Genomic DNA, 15,888 nt, shown 5'->3' on the forward strand with positions numbered 1-15,888 from the left:
CCCGGGAACATGGCGGATATGGCGGATATGGCGGACATGGTGGACGTCCAGCAGGAGAGGGCCCGGCTGCTCCGGGAGCTGCACCGGCCGGGCGAGCCGCTGGTGCTCGCCAACGTGTGGGACGCGGCGAGCGCCCGTCTGGTCGCCGCCGCCGGAGCGCGGGCGGTGGCGACGGCCAGTGCGAGCGTCTCCTGGTCGCTCGGCAGCCGGGACGGCGGCGGCGCCGACCTCGAACAGGTCCTCGTACGGACGGCGCAGGTGGTCCGCGCGGTGGACCTGCCGGTCACCGCCGACCTGGAGAGCGGCTTCGCGCGGACCGCCGCCGGCGTCGGCGAGTCCGTCGCCGCGCTGCTGGCCACCGGCGCGGTCGGCGTCAACCTGGAGGACGAGGGCCGGCCGGCGGCCGAGGCCGCCGAGCGGATCGCGGCGGCCCGGGCGGCGGCGGACGCGGCGGGCGTGCCCGCTTTCGTCAACGCGCGCACCGACGTGTTCCTGCACGGGATCGGCGCGCCGGAGGGCCGGCTGGACGACGCGGTGCGCCGGCTGCGGGCCTACGTCGAGGCGGGTGCGGACGGCGTGTTCGTGCCCGGTGTCGCGGACGAGGAGACGATCGCCGCGCTGGCCGCGGCCGTCCCGGTGCCGCTGAACGTGCTGGCGGGGCCGGGCGCGCCGTCCGTCCCGGAGCTGGCGAAGCTGGGCGTGGCCCGGGTGAGCCTCGGCCCCGGGCTGGCCGAGGTGGCGTACGCGGCGGTGCGCCGGGCCGCCGCGGAGGTGTACGCGAGCGGCACCTACACCGCGCTGGAGGGCGGGCTGACCTACCAGGAGCTGAACGGCCTCTTCTGAGCGGGCTTCTCGCGGTCCGTCCGGCGCTGAGCGGGCCCGGCGGCGCGGGCTGGACGGCGCCGGGCGGGCCCGGGTACGGCGAAGCCCCGGCTGCCGCCGACGGGGGGTGGCGGCAACCGGGGCGGTGCCCGGTGGGCGTGGTCGGCCGATCCAGGTCAGCCGATCTGACCGCTGAGCCCCGGGTGGGTCATCTGGTTGGTGCCGACGGCCTCCACCTCCTGGGCGGCGTGGCCGACCACCGGCAGCTTGCCGGCGGCGTGGATGGCGAGGTCGGCCGGGGAGAGGTTGAGACCGTCGGTGAGGCCCCCGGTGGCGTCCGGGGAGCTCGCGGTCTGGGTGGTGGCGGACGCCGCCGGGGCGGCGAGCGCGAGGCCCGCCATGGTGAGGGCGGCCAGGGTGGCGAGTTTCTTCATGCACTGCCGAACGACCCGGGCCGCCTTCAGGTAACCGGACGGCTCAGACCGTCACCCGCAGGGTTCGCACGCTGTTGCTGATGAAGGAGCCGATCGGCTCCGGCGCGTCGCCCTCGGCGAGGGCCAGCCCGGGGAACCGCTCGAACAGGTGCCGCAGCGCGGTCTCGGCCTCCAGCCGGGCCAGCCCGGAACCGAGGCAGAAGTGCGGGCCGTGACCGAGCGACAGGTGCCGGTTGGGCCGGCGGGTGACGTCGAAGCGGTCGGCGTCCGGGTGGTGCCCGGCGTCGCGGCCGGCCGCCGCGTAGGAGGCGAGCAGCGCCTCGCCGCGCCGGATCACCACGTCACCGACCTCGATGTCCTCGGTCGCGTAGCGCAGCGGGAACTGGCCGACCGGCGAGTCGTAGCGCAGCGTCTCCTCGATGACCGCCGACCACGGCTGCTCGCCGGAGAGCACCAGCCGCAGCTGGTCGGGGTGGGCGAGCAGGGCCCGGACGGCGTTGGTGATCAGGTTGAGCGTGGTCTCGTGCCCGGCGACCAGCATCAGCAGCAGGGTGCCGACCAGCTCGGCCTCGCTGAGCCGGTCCCCGGCCTCGCGGGCGGCGATCAGGTCGGTGGTGAGGTCGTCGCCGGGCGCGGCCCGCTTGGCCGCCACCACGGAGCCCAGCAGCGCGTACAGGGCCTGCTGCGCGGCGGCGGCCGCCGCCGGGGTGGCCGAGCTGGAGACCAGGGTGTCGGAGAGCTCGTGCAGCCTGTCCTGCTCGTCCAGCGCCAGTCCGAGCAGTTCGCCGATCACCTGCATCGGCAGCGGGTAGGCGAAGTGCTCGCGCAGGTCGAACGCGCCGTCCAGCTCGGCGACCCGGTCGAGCAGCGAGACGGTGCGGGCCTCGATCGCGGGCGCCAGGTCGGCTATTCGGCGCGGGGTGAAGGCCTGGCTGACCAGGCCGCGCAGCCGTCGGTGGTCGTCGCCGTCGGCGGTGACCATGCCGGGCACGGTGACGAAGTTGAGCAGCGGCCAGCCCTGGGGCAGCCGGCCCTCCCGGAAGGTCGTCCACAGCTGGGCGTTCTTGCCCACCCGGTGGTCGGCGAGCAGCGCCTGGAGGGTGTCGTGGTGGGTTATCGCCCAGACCACCACCCCGCCAGGGAGCTCCACCAGGACCGCGGGGCCGGCCGCCCGGAGGCGGGCGTTCTCCTGGTGCTGGTCGCGTCCGAAGGGGTCGAGTCTGACGGGCTCGGGTCGGGGGTCGACGGCGGTGTCCATGCGGGCCTCTCGGGGGCTGGCGGGCGGGGCGGGGTGAAGGCGCTGTACAGCACCGGCAGGCCGAGCAGGGCCCGTGACCACGGGGACGGGCGCCATCCCAGGTCGCCGGACGGCACGGCGAGTTGGAGATCGGGCAGGCGGTGCAGCAGGGTCTCGACGGCGGTCTCGACGATGATCCGGGCCGGGTGCTGGGCCGGGCAGACGTGCCGTCCGGCGCCCCAGGCGAGGTGGGCCCGGTTGCCGCCGAGCGAGCCCTGGGCGGCGGAGGCGACGCCCTGGGCGGCCGGGTCGGCGTTGGCCGCGGCCAGGCCGAGGACGAGCATGTCGCCGGCGCTGATGTACTGGCCGCCGAGGACGGTGTCGCCGGTGGCCCAGCGGCCGGGGAAGTTCTGCGTCGGCGGGTCGCGCCAGAGCACCTCCTCCAGCGCGTCGGAGACGGTGAGCCGCCCGCCGGTGAGGGTGGTCCGGAACCGGCGGTCGGTGAGCAGCAGCCGCAGCGTGTTGCCGGTCCAGTTGATGCTGGTCTCGTTGCCCGCGACCAGCATCACCACCAGGTGGTGCACGGCCTCCTCGTCGGTGAGCGCGGCCGGGTGGGCGAGCAGCCAGGAGGTGAGGTCGGCGCTGGGGGCGGTGCGGCGCCGCCGGACCAGGTCGACCAGGATCGCCTGGAACTCGGCGTTGGCGCGCACCGACTTGGGGCCGCTGTCCACGAAGTGGCTGATCAGCTCGACCAGGTGGGGCCCGGCCTCGCGGGGCAGGCCGACCAGCTGGGTGAAGACCAGCAGCGGCAGCGGGCGGGCGTACTGGGCGATCAGGTCGGCGGTGCCGTCCGGGCCCCAGCTGTCGATGAGGTCGTTGGCGCAGGCCTCGGTGGTCTCGCGCAGCTGGCGGTGGTCGATCTGGGAGAGGGTGTCCGACACGGCGGAGCGCAGCCGCTGGTGCTCGGCGCCGTCCAGGTTGAGCAGGGTGGGCCGCCAGGAGGTCATCGGCAGCAGCCGGGAGTCGGGGGACAGCCGGCCCTCGGCGGGCACCCGCCAGCGGCGCGAGTCCTTGGAGAACAGTGCCTCGTTGCGGGTGAGTTCGAGCAGTTCGGCGTAGCCGAGGACGAGCCAGGCCTCGACCCCGGGCTCCAGCTCGATCGGCGCCACCGGGCCGTAGCGCTGGCGCAGCCGGGCGTACAGGCCGTGCGGGTCCTCGGCGACGGCGTGGCCGTACAGCGGGGTCAGCGGGATGCCGGTGGGCAGGCTGCCGCCGTGCGGGACCGGGCAGCCGGGGGAGGCGGTGCCGGGTTCGGGCGCGGTCATCCCTGGAGCTCCAGGATCGAGCTGCGGTGCAGGTGGTCGACGAAGTCGATCAGCAGGTCGTAGGACTGCCGCCGGTCGCGGGCGTCGCAGTGCAGGATCGGTACCTCCGGCAGCAGGTCGAGGGCGGAGCGCAGCTCTTCCTCGGGGTAACTCGGCGTGTCCGAGAAGGTGTTGACCGCCACGGCGAACGGGATGCGCTGCTCCTCCAGGCGGCCGAGCACGTCGAAGCTCTCGTCCGGGCGGCGCAGGTCGACCATGGCGATGGCGCCGAGCGCGCCGCGCGACAGGTCGTCCCAGAGCGGCCAGAACCGCCGCTGCCCGGGCGTGCCGAACAGGTACAGCGCGAGCCGCGGGTTGAGCGTGATCCGGCCGAAGTCGAGCGCGACCGTGGTGGTGGTCTTGTCGCCGCGCCCGGTGAGGTCGTCGATGCCGCTGCTGGCGGCGGTCATCGTCTCCTCGGTGCGCAGCGGAGTGATCTCGCTGAGCGAGCCGACCAGCGTGGTCTTGCCGACCCCGAACGGGCCGGTGACCAGGATCTTCACCGCGCCCTGGACCGAGGACGGCAGGTACCGCGGCTCGGCGGGCAGGTCGGCGGTGGCCCCGGGGGCTTCAGCGGAGTTGGCGGAGGCCAACGAGCACCTCTTCCAGAAGGGTTGCGGGCAGGCGTTCGGCCTGCGGGACGGGCGGGAGGACCTGGACGGCGCCGAGGTCCCAGAGGTCGCCGACCAGCACCTTGACGACGCCGAGCGGCAGCCCCAGGTGGGCCGCCACCTCGGCGATCGACAGCAGGCTGTGGCAGAGCGCGAGGATGCGCCGGTGCTCGCGGTTGAGCAGGGCGTGGTCGGGGAGCTCCGGCGGCTCGGGTAACGCGCTGACCAGGCTCTCGATGGCCAGTTCGGCCCGGGTGGACCGGCTGCGGCCACCGGTGATGACGTAGGGCCGGACCGGCCCGCTCACCGGTGTCCCCCCGCCGCGTGGTCGACCCGCGGCGGGCTGGTGAGGTGGCTGCCGATCCGTTCGACCAGGACCTGCATCTGGTAGGCGACCAGGCCGGCGTCCACGGCGTCGCTGGTCACCACGGCTAGGTGCGCGCCGACCCCGGCGGCGACGATGAACAGGTAGCCGCCGCCGTACTCGATGATGATCTGGCGGGTGGCGCTGCCCGGTCCGCCGAACCCGGTCGCGACGCCGCGGGCCAGCGACTGGAGTCCGGAGCAGGCGGCGGCGAGCCGTTCGGCGTCCTCGCGCGCGATGTTCGCGCTGCGGCCGATCTCCAGGCCGTCGTTGGAGACGACGACGGCGTGCTGGACCTGCGGGACGTTGACGATGTCGGCGAGCATCCAGCCGAGATCAGGGGTGGTGGTCATGGAACTCTCCGGAGCGCTGGGGAAGTCGGGGGGAAGCGGGCAGGGAAGGGTCGGGCTGGGCCTGGGCCCGGGCGGCCGATCGGCCGCTGGCGGTGCCGGCCTGGAACATCGCCATGAACGCCTGCGCGTCCCGGGCCGAGCGGTACGGCGGGGCGGGCGGCGGCGCGGGAGAGGCGTGCTGGGCGGGGCGGGCGGCGCGGTCGCGTCGGTGGCTCCGGCGGGGCAGCGGCGGCGGGGTGTCGGCGGCCGCGGGGGGTCGGCCGGCCGGCGGGGTCTCCACCAGGGGGTGTCCGGCGGGGTGTCCGGTCGGCCGGAGGTCGGTGCTGAACGCCCGGTCGTCCGGTCCGAGGCCGGGGACGGTGGGCGGCAGCGGTTCGGTGAGCAGGGCGTTCGGCAGCATCACGACGACGCGGACGCCGCCGTACGGCGAGGGCGCCGAGCTGAGGGTGACCCGGAAGCCGTACTGCTCGGCCAGCCGGCCGACCGCGGCGAGGCCCAGTTGCGGCACCTCGCCGAGCCGGGAGACCTCCAGGCTGGTGCCGCCGGCGAGGGCGGCGGCGGCCTTGGCGACGGCCTGTTCCGGCATGCCGACGCCACCGTCGTCGATCTCGATGACGGCTCCGTTGTGCACCGGCATCAGGGTGACGAACACCTGGGTGCTGGGCGGGGAGTAGCGGGTGGCGTTGTCCAGCAGCTCGGCGACGGCGTGGATCAGTGCCTCGGCGGCGGCGCCGACCACCGCGGTCTCGATCCGGCTGCGGACCACCACCCGCTGGAACGGCAGGATGCGGGACTGGGCGCCGCGCACGACGTCCTCCAGCGAGACCGGCTCGGGCCAGTGGCGGCCGGCCCGCGCGCCGCACAGCACGGCCAGGGTCTGGGCCAGCCTGGCCTGTTGGGCGGCGGCGTGGTCGGCCTTGAGCAGGCCCTCCAGCAGCGCCGGGTCGTCGTGGGTGCGTTCCATCTCGTCGAGCAGGGCCTGCTGGTCGTGGGCCATGACGAGGATGCGGCGGGCGACGCTGAGGAAGGCCCGCTGGGTGGAGGCGGTGAGTTCCTGCTCCTGCTGGACGGCGGCCAGGTCGGCGCCGCGGCGGGAGAGTTCGGCGCCGAGCTGCTCCTGGAGCCGGGCGAGGTCGCGCCGCAGCCGGTCGGCGCGGCGGCGCTGGGTGACGGACACGGCGCGGTACCGGGCGGTGGCCACGAGGGCGAGGGCGGCGAGCACGCCGGTTGCCGTTGCGCACCACTGAGTCATCGTCACGCCGCGAATTCTAGGGTGATGATCCTACGAAGGTGTGAACGGATCTCGCCAAGTGACCGGATCTCGTCAATATCCAGTCAATACGGCGTCAAACCGGCGCCGTTCGACCGCGATCCGGGCGGCCCGAGGACGTTCGTCCCCGGTGGGGCGCCTGCGGCGCGTCGGCCGGGCCGGGCGGGAGATGGCCGAGTCACGTCCTGGGATGTGTGGGGAACGTGCGCACGGTGTTACGGAAGGGGCGACGTCCGGTGCAGGAGCAACAGCGCCACGTCGTCCGGCCGGGACCGCCGCTCGGTCACGTTCAGCGTGAGCAGGTCGGCCAGCCGCTCCAGCGCGGGCGCCGCGCCGGCCCGGGCCGGGCCGGTCTGCCGGGCCCACAGCTCCAGCCCGCCGAGCATCCGCTGCACCGACTCGTCGTAGTCCTCCTCGCGGTCCTCGACCAGCCCGTCGGTGTACACCAGCAGCGTCTCGCCGACCGCCAGCCGGCCGGCCGTCAGCGGGTACGGCTGCCCCGGGTCCACGCCCAGCGGCGGCCCGCCCGGCAGGTCGAGCTCGACGGCCCCGGCGTCCGCGATCCGCACCGGCGCGGGATGCCCGGCCCGGGCCGCGGTCAGCGCGCCGTCGGCCGGGTCCAGGGCCAGGAAGAGGCAGGTCGCGAACAGGTCGGTGTCCAGCTCGGTCAGCAGCCGGCTGGTCCGGGCCAGCGTGGCGGCCGGATCGTGCCCGTCCGTCGCGTACGCCCGCAGGCCGCTGCGCAGCTGGCCCATCACCGCCGTCGCCTCCGCGTTGTGGCCCTGGACGTCGCCGATCACCAGCCCGATCCGGCCGTCCGGCAGCCTCAGCAGGTCGTACCAGTCGCCGCCGATCTGCATGCCCTCGGTGCTCGGCAGGTAGCGGGCGGCACTGGCGATCCCGGGCAGCCGGGGCAGGGTGCGCGGCAGCATCGCGCGCTGCAGCTCGGTGGCGCGGTGGTGGTGGGTGTCGTACAGCCGGGCCCGCTCCAGGGACTGCGCCAGGATCCCGGCGAAGGCCGAGTACAGGGTGCGGTCCTCCCGGCCGAACGCCCGCTCGGCGGAGAAGGTGATCAGGCAGGAGCCCACCTGCCGCCCGGAGGCGACCAGCGGCAGCACCGCCCAGGAGGCCGGGGTGAGCGGGCCGTGTCGGCCCCGGCCCGCGTCGGGCTCGCTGAACAGCGGGGCCGAGCGGGTCAGCGCGTGCTGCATCACGTTCTCGGAGAGGTCCGCCAGCCGGGTCAGCTCGGTGCGCCTCGGCCCGCCGTACACGGTGTGCGAGACGGGCAGCAGCCGGCCCTCGTCCACCAGGTCCAGGACGATGCTGGCGGCGCCGAACGCCGGGCGGGCGACGTCGGTGACGGCGGTGGTGACGTCCCGGACGGTCACCGCCCGCGACAGCGACCGGGTGAGCGCGAGCAGCAGTGCCGTCCGGGCCCCGCCTGGGGTGGCCTGCTCCTCGGCCTGCTCCCGGGGGTGTTCCCGGCGCTGGTCCCGGTCCTGGCCCTGGGCCCGGCCCTGGTCCCGGTCGGAGAGCAGCCCGGCGACCCGGACCGGCCGGCCGTGGACGTCCAGCATCACCTCGCCGGTCTCCTCGATCCGCGCCACCTTGCCGCCCCCGCGCAGCACCCGGTACCCGATCCGGTACCACCCGCCGGTGGTGAGCGACTCGGCGAGCGCGGCCTGCACGTCCGGCAGGTCCTCCGGGTGGACGATCCGGTCCAGCTCCGGAGCGGAGCCGTCGGCGGTGGCGGGCTGGCCGGTGACCCGGAACGCCGCGGCGTCCCAGTAGCTCTCGCCGGTGACCAGATCGCGCTCGAAGGCACCGTGCCCGGCCGCCCGGACGGCGAGCGACAGCATCGGGTGGGCCAGCCCGGCGGGGAGGCTCCCGGCCCCGTCCGGCGGTGCCCCGGCCGGATCCTGGGGTATCCGGGCGTCCGCGTGGTCGAGCAGGTGGGACAGCCGGTGGGCGCAGGCCTCGCCGATGGTCTCCAGGACGTCCAGGTCGCGGCGGGGGACGGTGCCCCGGTGGGCCAGCGCGAGGGCGAGGACGCCGACCGGCCGCTCGTCGACGACCATCGGCAGGGCGATCACGGCGACCATGCCGGTGCCCATGCCGACGTTCTTGTTCGGGTAGTCGACGCTGGTGTGCTCGGGACTGAGCAGGTAGGGGCGGCGTAACCGCAGGGCCATCGCGGCGGGGAGGTCACTGGCCGGATCGACGGTGCTGTAGCGCTCGTGGGCCCAGTCCGGCAGCCCGTGCGAGGCGGTCAGCCGGAGCATCCCGGCGGAATCCAGCAGGTAGAGCGCGGAACCCTCGCCGGTGATCCACCCCGGCCCCTCGGCGAGGACGGTGCCGAGCAGTTCGGCGGCGCTGGTGCAGCCGAGCAGTAAGCGCACGCAGCGCATGGGGCTGCGGGCGGTGGGACTGCTGCGCGGCGTCCGGCTCTCGTCCTCGGAGGGGGGAACCCACGGAGAGCTCAGGTCCATCGGATACCCGGCCTTTCCGCTCTCGGGGGGTGGGTGCCCTCTGGGTGCCCGAACGGGCACTTAATTCTTAATACCTTATTTCTCAAGCGGGTGCTGAAGCGGGTGAATGGTGGCCCAGACGGCGCACCAGCACCAGCGTCCGGTCGTCCGCCGCGTCCCGCGCCACCGTCCGGACCAGCCGCTCCGCCGCACCCCGGGTGAGCTGCTGCTGCGTCCGCCACGGCCGCACCACGGGCTCGGCCGCCGCCAGCAGCCGACCCACCCCCTCGTCCAGATCCCGACCCGGCACCTCCACCAGGCCGTCACTGAACAGCAGCAGCGAATCGCCCCGCCGCAGCCGCCCCGACACCGCCGGATACAGCGCGCCCGACACCAGCCCCAGCGCCGGGCCGCCGTGCCCCGACCGCGCCCAGCCGCCGCCGTCCGCCCGGCGGAACTGCGCGGGCGCCGGATGGCCGGCGTTGAACAGCAGGTAGTCGCCCGTCGCCGGGCGCAGCGCGAGGTGCACCGCCGTCGCGAAGTCGTCCTCCCAGCCCATCCGCACCAGGTGGTCGTTGGCCGCCGGCAGGAACGCCTCCGGCGGCACCCGCCCCAGCAGCATCGCGAACGCGCCCGACAGGTGCGTCGAGCGGGCCGCCGCCCGGCTGCCCTTGCCCGACACGTCCACCAGCAGCAGCTCCAGCAGATCCTCCTCGGGGCGGTGCGCGCACAGCAGGAAGTCACCCGAGAACGAGGTGTCGCCGGCCGGCGCCAGCGCACTGTCGAAGTGCCAGTCGAGCAGCCGCTCCGGAAGCCGGGCCAGCGTCCGGGTGTGCTCGGCCAGCTCCAGCAGCATCGAATCGCCCTGGGTCCCGCGCAGACCCAGCCGGTGCCGGAACCGGTTCGCGGCCAGCACCGTCACCGCGGTCGCGGCCAGTACCAGCGTCACCCCGATCCGCACCCCGAGCGGATCCCGCACCACCGCCCCCAGCACCCCGCCGGCCAGCGCCGCGCACACCAGCACCAGCAGCTGCCCGCGCCGCAACAGCAGCCCGCCGACCACCAGCGGCAGCACCAGCGCCGACGGCGGCCAGCTGTACGGCAGCACGATCGGCAGCACGCTCAGCACCGCGGTCACCCCGAGCAGCACCCCCAGCGCGTACCGCGCGGCCCGGGCGTTCCCGTCCAGCAGCCGCAGGTACCACCGCCGCGCCCTCGCTATCGGTGCGGGCACGTGGACCTCCGCCAAGGGGTCGGTGGTCCCCTGTCATGACCACCAGTCAGCCCGGCCACACTAACCCGTCCGCCCCCACCACCCCCAGGCCCGCTGCCTGCCCGCCGCACGGGAAGTCGGCGGGTCCGACTTCCCGCGCACGCCTCACCCGGTGCGCCGGCCGTTCCGTCGTCGGGGGAGACCGGGCGGGTCGTGCCGCGGCCGGTGCGGTGGCCGGCGTCTCAGGGGGTGGGCCAGGTGCGGAGCCCGGTGGTGAGGAGGGTGATGAGGCGGCTCTGGGTGGTGGCCAGGTCTTCGGCGAGCTGGAAGCCGCCGCCGATGGAGAGGGAGGCGAAGCCGTGGGCGACGGAGCGGACGGTGCGGGCGGCGTGGATCGCCTCCGCGCCGTCGAGGCCGTACTCCCGCAGGACGGCGATGATCACCCCGACGAGCCGGCCGGCCGCGCGGGTGAGGTCGTCGTCCGGCTGCGGGGCCTGCGGGAGGGCGTTGTAGCGGTGCGGGTACTCGGTGGCGTACGCGTGGTAGGCGCGCAGGACGGTGTCGACGGCGTCGTCGCCGCTGCGGCCGACGGCGGCCTCGGCGAGCCGGTCGGCGAGTTCCTCGGTGACCCGGACGGCGATGAGCCGCCGCAGTTCGGCGAGGCCGCCGCTGACGTGCTTGTACAGCGACGGGGTGGCGACCCCGGCCCGGGCGGCGACGGCGGCCAGGGTGAGGGCGTCGGCGCCCTGCTCGTCGATGAGGGCGATGGCGTGGTCGACGACCTGCTCGGGGGTGAGTCCTACTCGGGGCATGGTGTGGGCTCTCCGTCGGTGGAAGGCGTACGTGGCGGGGCGTGGCGTGGCTGACGTGGGCGGGCGGGGCTCAGGCGAGTTCGGCGAGGAAGGGCAGCAGGGCGCCGGCGGTGGCCTGCGGGTTGTCGGCCATCGGGTAGTGCCCGGATCCGTCGATCATGACCTTCCGCGCGTTGAGCGCGGCGGCCTGCCGGTCGGCGACGGCTTCCGGCTCGGGGAAGTCGGGGTCCTTGCTGCCCATGATGACGAGCGAGGGGCAGCGCACGGCCGCGGTCCAGCCGACGGGCGCGGAGTCCCCGCTGACGTGTCCGCGGGTGGCGGTCTTGCGGCCGGGGGTGCGCATGGCGGCGACGAGTCCGGCCACGTACGGGTCGAAGTCGGCGGGCTTGGCGCCCGGGTAGGCCAGCTTGCGGTGGTAGAGGCCCCAGAAGGCGGGCGAGTGGACGGTCAGGAAGCCCATGACGCGGAGGGCGCCGCGCATGAGGGCGCCGGGCGGGGGGTTCTCGACGAAGGCGTCGATCAGGGCGATGCCGGCGACCCGCTCGGGGGCGTCGCCGGCGGCCTTGACGACCGTCGCGCCGGTGTAGGAGTTGCCGACCAGGACGGCGCGGTCGATGCCGAGGTGGTCGAGCAGGGCGAGGACGTCGGTGGCGATGGCGGCGGGGGAGTAGTCGTCCCAGATGATCGAGGATTCCCCGAAGCCGCGCAGGTCCATGGTGACGACCCGGCGGCCGGCGGCGGCCAGCAGCGGGCGGAGGTGCCGGTAGGCGGCGCGGGTGTCGAGCATTCCGGGGAGCAGCACGACGGGGGCGCCGTCGCCCTGTCGGGTGTCGTCGTAGGCGAGGCGGCCGCCGGTGACGTCGAGGTACTGGGTGGTGGGGGCGCTGGTGGCGTTCACGGTGGGCCTCCGGAGGGTTGCCGGTGCGGGGCTTCGGCGCTGCCGCCGATAGCCGTAAAGCTAAGGCTAATAGCCTTAGCCGTCAAGCCCTCGCGCCCTGCGGAGCGGGGGAGGCCGGCGGGGAGTGCGCGGATGAAGGGTCGTTCGTTGACGTCCGATCACGTGAGGTGGCGTCAACGGTGCTCAAGGGGGTGCAGGGGTGCCCAAGGGGAACAAAACGCCCGTCGTGCCCCGGAGTGCCCCGCCCGTCTCCGGTCGTCCCGGGCGAACGGCTTGGAATCAGGGCCTCCTAGGATTAACGTTTGATAACGCAGCGCGGTCGTCAACGCCGTACCCAGACGGCACCGTGCGCCGTCGCCTAATCCCGCCGACCGGCCTCCGGGCAGGTCAGGGAGCCGGGGAACCACGTTCCTTGGGGTGAATCGGCGGGGCTCCGGCCCGGCCGTAGGAGACCTTCCTGCTCCGAACCCGTCAGCTAACCCGGTAGGCGCGAAGGAAGGAAAGGAGCGCGCCTCCGTGGCGTCGACGCACACTCCGGCACACCCGGCCGGCCTCGCAGCAGGTACCCGGCTCCTCGACCACCCCGGCCCGGACGGCCCCGAGTACGCGGGCCCGGAGGCCGAGACCAACCGGCACCGGATGCCGCGTCAGGTCCGTGGGACCTCCCCGCTGCTCGGCGTCACCGCCGTCGCCGCCACCCTGGGCGCCACCGGCTTCGCCTCCGCCACCCCGGCCGCCGCCCCCGCCATCGAGACCCCGGACGAGACCCCGGTCGCCCTCTCCGCCGACCCCGGCCTCGCGCTCGCCGCCCGCATCCAGCTGCAGGCCGACAGCCAGCGCACCGCCGCCGAGGAGGACGCCCGCGTCCAGGCCGCGAAGGAGGCGGAGGCCAAGGCCGCCGCCAAGGAGGCCGAGGCCAAGCGGGCCGCCGAGGAGGCCGAGCGGGCCAAGGCCGCCGCCCTCACCCTGCCGGTGCGCGACTACCACCTCACCGCCCACTACGGCCAGAGCGCCCGCTACTGGGCCCACCTGCACACCGGCCTGGACTTCGCCGCCGACACCGGCACCCCCGTCTACGCGGTCGGCCAGGGCACCATCACCTCGGCCGGCTGGTCCGGCTCGTACGGCTACCGGATCGTCGAGACCCTGCCCGACGGCACCGAGATCTGGTACTGCCACCTCTCCTCGATCATCAAGGGCTCCGGCAAGGTCGGCTCCGGCCAGCAGATCGGCAAGGTCGGCGCCACCGGCAACGTCACCGGCGCGCACCTGCACGTGGAGGTCCGCCCCGGTGGCGGCGCCCCCGTCGACCCGGAGACCTGGTTCCAGCAGCGCGGCCTCAACCCCTGACGCACCCGCGAAGCCCCGGCCGCCGGAACCAGAAGGCACCGCGGCCGGGGCTTCGCCGCGTCACTCCTGCGCCGGGTCCGCCGACTCCGCCGACTCCGCCGGGTGCGCCGGCTCCGCCGGGTGCGCGTCGAACTCCTCCTGCGCCGGGCCCGCCAGCCCCTCCAGGCGGGCGTCGAACTCCTCCTGCGCCAGCCCGGCCAGGTACGCGTCGATCTCCTCCTGCCCCGGCTCCGGCGCGAGGTCCGGGAACTCCTCCACCAGCAGTCGCGGCAGCCCGGGCACCGTCCACTCCCCGTACAGGTCGAGCGCGGCCTCCACCGCGGCCTCCTCGAACGCCCCGAAGTCCCCGGCCAGTTCGTCCGGCATCGGCCGGCCCAGCGCGGTCAGCTCGGCCAGGTTGCGGTAGCTGCGCCGCATCAGGCCCTGCTCCAGCAGCCGGCGCGCGCCGTCGGTGGCCATGCCGACCGAGATCACCCGGGTCGGGCTCCAGCCCTGCTCGTCCACCTCGTCCAGCCAGCCGGTCTGCGCCAGTGCGGCGAACACGGCCAGCCGCTCCTCCTGCGCCAGCTCCCGGAAGCCGGTCAGCCACTCCCGCACCGCCTCCGGATCCGCGACGTCCGCCCCGTACGCGTGCAGCAGCAGCGCGTACAGCCGGGGCCAGGTCACCAGGTCGGCGCGGCGCAGCAGCCCGGCCGCGACCTCGCCCTGCCACTCGGCCTCGGCGTGCAGCCGCTCCTGGCGCTTGGCGTTGAGCCGCTTGGCGGCCCGCTGGTGGTCGGTCAGCAGCCGGACGGCGGCGCCGTACGCCAGCGGGTCCGCCTCCGGTTCGGGTTGGACGTACAGGTAGAGCCGCTCGTACAGCAGGTGCTCCACCGCGTTCGAGGTCAGTTCGGGCCAGCCGTCGTGCATCCTGCCCTCGCCCAGCTCCAGCAGGGCCAGCACCGCGCGCAGCGGCGCTTCGGCCACCGGGGCGCGGTCCTCTTCCGCCGCCCAGGCGAGCAGGTCGGAGGCCCTGGTACGCGGGGCGAGCCGCAGGTCTTCGTCGTTCATAGCTCGAACGGTAACCGCTGGCCGGGAGTAGGGTCGGCTGCCATGGTCCCCGTACGACTCACCGGCCCCCGGCTGGCCATCCGCGAGTATCACCACACCGTCGGCGACGTGGACGCGCTGTACGGGCTGTTCAGCGACCCGGAGGTCACCCGCTACCTCCCCTTCGAGCCGCGCGACCGTGAAACCTGCGCCGACCAGATCGAGCTCTACCTGGAGGAGGCGATGGCGCCGGAACGGGACACCTACCGGCTGGCCGTCACCCGGCGCGACGACGCCGAGGACCCGGTGGACGCCGTGCCGATCGCCCACGCCTCCCTCACCCTCGGCAAGCACCGCTCCGCCCACCTCGGCTACGTGCTGGGCCGCGACGTCTGGGGCCGCGGCTACGCGGGCGAGATCGCCGGCCTGCTCTGCGAGCTCTCCTTCGAGGCCCTCGGCGTGCACCGGCTGGCGGCCCGGGTCGACGTGGACAACGCCGCCTCGGCCAAGGTGCTCCTCCGGCTCGGGTTCCAGCTGGAGGGGCGGGTCCGGCACGACCTCTACAAGGGCGGCGCCTGGTCCGACTCGTACCTGTACTCGCTGCTCGCCGACGAGTGGAGCGGCGCGACCGGCTGACGGCCCGGCGTGCACGTCCGGCGTGGACGTCCGGCGTGGACGTCCGACGCGGACCTGGGGGCAGGCCTGCCGGGTCAGGCCCGGGGGGTTAACCCCACCCCCGATCCGCCAGGCCTCCGGATCCTCCCCGGCCCGCCGTTCGACCAGACTGATGCCATCAGCAGTCGAGAACGAGGGACCGGGGCCGGGACATGAGCATCAGCCGAAGCGCGCAGGACCGCGAGTGGGACGTCCTCGGTGGTTACGGCGACGACCCGCGTCCCGCTCGGGCCCACCGGACCGAGGAGCCGCCGGCCGTCTGGCGGGCGCCGTTCTCCGGGCACTACTACCGCGAGATCGGCTACACGCTCACCGGCCTGCCGCTGTCGGTCATCGGCTTCTCCGTCTCGATCGTGCTGTTCTGCATGGGGATCGGCACCTTCGTCACCGTCCTCGGCCTGCCCGTCCTCGCCCTCCTGACCACCGTCGCCCGCGGCATGGGCCGGATGGAGCGGGCCCGGGTGCGCGGCATGCTGGCCCTGGACGTGCCCGCCCCGACGCCGGTGCGCCAGACCCGCCCGGGCACCTGGGGGGCGATCACCGCGCGGCTGGCGGACCCGGCCGGGTGGAAGGCCGCGTTCTACCAGGTGGTGATGTTCCCGTGGGCGGTCCTCAGCTTCGTCCTGTCGCTGGTGTTCCTGCTGCTCGGCTGGGCGATGGCGCTGTACCCGCTCTACCACTGGGTCTTCCCGGCCTTCACCTCCTGGCGCGGGTACCGGATCTTCGACTTCTACGACAGCGACAACGTCCAGCACGTCTACTACATCGAGGGGGCCTGGCAGATCGCCGGCCTCTCGCTGGTCGGGGTGCTGCTCATCATCCTCACCGCCCAGCTGGTCCGCGGCCTGACCAACGTGAACCGGGCCGCCGCCCAGGGCCTGCTCGGCCGCTGAACCCCGCGGCCCTCCCCGGCCCCGCCCGCCTCCCCGGCCCCGCCCACACCCGGACGTGCTCCGGATGCGGGTGGGGCCGGCCCGTGTTGGGATGG

The 15,888-nt window shown here is 74.7% G+C and carries 16 protein-coding genes and 1 riboswitch; of the genes, 4 read left to right on the plus strand and 12 right to left on the minus strand.

What is annotated here, in order from left to right:
• The first annotated feature begins 27 nt into the window (after nt 1-27).
• On the plus strand, nt 28-843 hold the full coding sequence (locus ACIO9K_RS06695) for an isocitrate lyase/phosphoenolpyruvate mutase family protein (RefSeq protein WP_400327517.1): 816 nt from the start codon (nt 28-30) through the stop codon (nt 841-843).
• 155 nt (nt 844-998) lie between these two features.
• Here ACIO9K_RS06695 and ACIO9K_RS06700 read toward each other — a convergent pair whose 3' ends face one another.
• The 11 genes from ACIO9K_RS06700 to ACIO9K_RS06750 form a co-directional block, all read right to left on the minus strand.
• Nucleotides 999-1,256 (minus strand): hypothetical protein, encoded by a 258-nt coding sequence (locus ACIO9K_RS06700; RefSeq protein WP_350880538.1) that lies wholly within the window; start codon nt 1,254-1,256, stop codon nt 999-1,001.
• Nucleotides 1,257-1,299: 43 nt separating this feature from the next.
• On the minus strand, nt 1,300-2,406 hold the full coding sequence (locus ACIO9K_RS06705) for a cytochrome P450 (protein WP_363581355.1): 1,107 nt from the start codon (nt 2,404-2,406) through the stop codon (nt 1,300-1,302).
• Nucleotides 2,370-3,818 carry a cytochrome P450 gene (locus ACIO9K_RS06710; RefSeq protein ID WP_400327460.1) on the minus strand — a complete coding sequence of 483 codons (1,449 nt, stop codon included), beginning with the start codon at nt 3,816-3,818 and terminating at the stop codon, nt 2,370-2,372. Before ACIO9K_RS06710 ends, ACIO9K_RS06705 begins: the two co-directional genes overlap by 37 nt.
• Nucleotides 3,815-4,450 (minus strand): GTP-binding protein, encoded by a 636-nt coding sequence (locus ACIO9K_RS06715; protein WP_400327462.1) that lies wholly within the window; start codon nt 4,448-4,450, stop codon nt 3,815-3,817. The genes ACIO9K_RS06710 and ACIO9K_RS06715 overlap by 4 nt, the downstream gene beginning before the upstream one ends.
• The gene (locus tag ACIO9K_RS06720) at nt 4,428-4,775 is read right to left on the minus strand and encodes a DUF742 domain-containing protein (RefSeq protein WP_350880532.1); all 348 of its coding nucleotides are present in this window, start codon (nt 4,773-4,775) and stop codon (nt 4,428-4,430) included. The genes ACIO9K_RS06715 and ACIO9K_RS06720 overlap by 23 nt, the downstream gene beginning before the upstream one ends.
• The gene (locus tag ACIO9K_RS06725) at nt 4,772-5,185 is read right to left on the minus strand and encodes a roadblock/LC7 domain-containing protein (protein ID WP_363581351.1); all 414 of its coding nucleotides are present in this window, start codon (nt 5,183-5,185) and stop codon (nt 4,772-4,774) included. Before ACIO9K_RS06725 ends, ACIO9K_RS06720 begins: the two co-directional genes overlap by 4 nt.
• Nucleotides 5,169-6,437: a sensor histidine kinase gene (locus ACIO9K_RS06730; RefSeq protein ID WP_400327519.1), complete on the minus strand. Its 1,269-nt coding sequence runs from the start codon at nt 6,435-6,437 to the stop codon at nt 5,169-5,171. The genes ACIO9K_RS06725 and ACIO9K_RS06730 overlap by 17 nt, the downstream gene beginning before the upstream one ends.
• A gap of 233 nt (nt 6,438-6,670) precedes the next feature.
• On the minus strand, nt 6,671-8,854 hold the full coding sequence (locus ACIO9K_RS06735; RefSeq protein ID WP_400327465.1) for a SpoIIE family protein phosphatase: 2,184 nt from the start codon (nt 8,852-8,854) through the stop codon (nt 6,671-6,673).
• Nucleotides 8,855-9,026: 172 nt separating this feature from the next.
• Nucleotides 9,027-10,157, minus strand: a complete 1,131-nt coding sequence (locus tag ACIO9K_RS06740) for a PP2C family protein-serine/threonine phosphatase (RefSeq protein WP_079135705.1) — start codon at nt 10,155-10,157, stop codon at nt 9,027-9,029.
• Between the two features lie 221 nt (nt 10,158-10,378).
• The gene (locus tag ACIO9K_RS06745) at nt 10,379-10,948 is read right to left on the minus strand and encodes a TetR-like C-terminal domain-containing protein (protein ID WP_363581345.1); all 570 of its coding nucleotides are present in this window, start codon (nt 10,946-10,948) and stop codon (nt 10,379-10,381) included.
• A gap of 70 nt (nt 10,949-11,018) precedes the next feature.
• Complete coding sequence (locus ACIO9K_RS06750; protein ID WP_400327468.1) at nt 11,019-11,846, minus strand: alpha/beta fold hydrolase; 828 nt, start codon at nt 11,844-11,846, stop codon at nt 11,019-11,021.
• A 345-nt stretch (nt 11,847-12,191) separates the two neighbouring features.
• A riboswitch (cyclic di-AMP (ydaO/yuaA leader) is annotated at nt 12,192-12,350 on the plus strand.
• A 12-nt stretch (nt 12,351-12,362) separates the two neighbouring features.
• Here ACIO9K_RS06750 and ACIO9K_RS06755 point away from each other — a divergent pair.
• Nucleotides 12,363-13,196 carry a M23 family metallopeptidase gene (locus ACIO9K_RS06755; RefSeq protein ID WP_380492494.1) on the plus strand — a complete coding sequence of 278 codons (834 nt, stop codon included), beginning with the start codon at nt 12,363-12,365 and terminating at the stop codon, nt 13,194-13,196.
• Nucleotides 13,197-13,256: 60 nt separating this feature from the next.
• Here ACIO9K_RS06755 and ACIO9K_RS06760 read toward each other — a convergent pair whose 3' ends face one another.
• Entirely contained in the window at nt 13,257-14,246 is a 990-nt protein-coding gene (locus ACIO9K_RS06760) for a hypothetical protein (protein WP_400327470.1), read from the minus strand.
• 42 nt (nt 14,247-14,288) lie between these two features.
• On the opposite strand from ACIO9K_RS06760, the gene ACIO9K_RS06765 reads away from it, so the two are divergent.
• Both ACIO9K_RS06765 and ACIO9K_RS06770 read left to right on the plus strand, forming a co-directional pair.
• Nucleotides 14,289-14,861 (plus strand): GNAT family protein, encoded by a 573-nt coding sequence (locus ACIO9K_RS06765; RefSeq protein WP_363621279.1) that lies wholly within the window; start codon nt 14,289-14,291, stop codon nt 14,859-14,861.
• Between the two features lie 191 nt (nt 14,862-15,052).
• Nucleotides 15,053-15,793 (plus strand): sensor domain-containing protein, encoded by a 741-nt coding sequence (locus tag ACIO9K_RS06770; protein ID WP_363621281.1) that lies wholly within the window; start codon nt 15,053-15,055, stop codon nt 15,791-15,793.
• Nucleotides 15,794-15,888 lie beyond the last annotated feature (95 nt).

This window comes from Kitasatospora sp. NPDC087271 (assembly GCF_044744605.1).
In the GTDB taxonomy this organism is placed as follows: domain Bacteria; phylum Actinomycetota; class Actinomycetes; order Streptomycetales; family Streptomycetaceae; genus Kitasatospora.

Excerpts from the sequence above, each read along its gene's own strand:
- ACIO9K_RS06700 (WP_350880538.1), bottom strand. The coding sequence starts at position 1,256 with ATGAAGAAACTCGCCACCCTGGCCGCCCTCACCATGGCGGGCCTCGCG.
- ACIO9K_RS06760 (WP_400327470.1), bottom strand. The coding sequence starts at position 14,246 with ATGAACGACGAAGACCTGCGGCTCGCCCCGCGTACCAGGGCCTCCGAC.
- ACIO9K_RS06725 (WP_363581351.1), bottom strand. The coding sequence starts at position 5,185 with ATGACCACCACCCCTGATCTCGGCTGGATGCTCGCCGACATCGTCAAC.
- ACIO9K_RS06695 (WP_400327517.1), top strand. The coding sequence starts at position 28 with ATGGCGGACATGGTGGACGTCCAGCAGGAGAGGGCCCGGCTGCTCCGG.
- ACIO9K_RS06770 (WP_363621281.1), top strand. The coding sequence starts at position 15,053 with ATGAGCATCAGCCGAAGCGCGCAGGACCGCGAGTGGGACGTCCTCGGT.
- ACIO9K_RS06730 (WP_400327519.1), bottom strand. The coding sequence starts at position 6,437 with ATGACTCAGTGGTGCGCAACGGCAACCGGCGTGCTCGCCGCCCTCGCC.
- ACIO9K_RS06745 (WP_363581345.1), bottom strand. The coding sequence starts at position 10,948 with ATGCCCCGAGTAGGACTCACCCCCGAGCAGGTCGTCGACCACGCCATC.
- ACIO9K_RS06710 (WP_400327460.1), bottom strand. The coding sequence starts at position 3,818 with ATGACCGCGCCCGAACCCGGCACCGCCTCCCCCGGCTGCCCGGTCCCG.
- ACIO9K_RS06765 (WP_363621279.1), top strand. The coding sequence starts at position 14,289 with ATGGTCCCCGTACGACTCACCGGCCCCCGGCTGGCCATCCGCGAGTAT.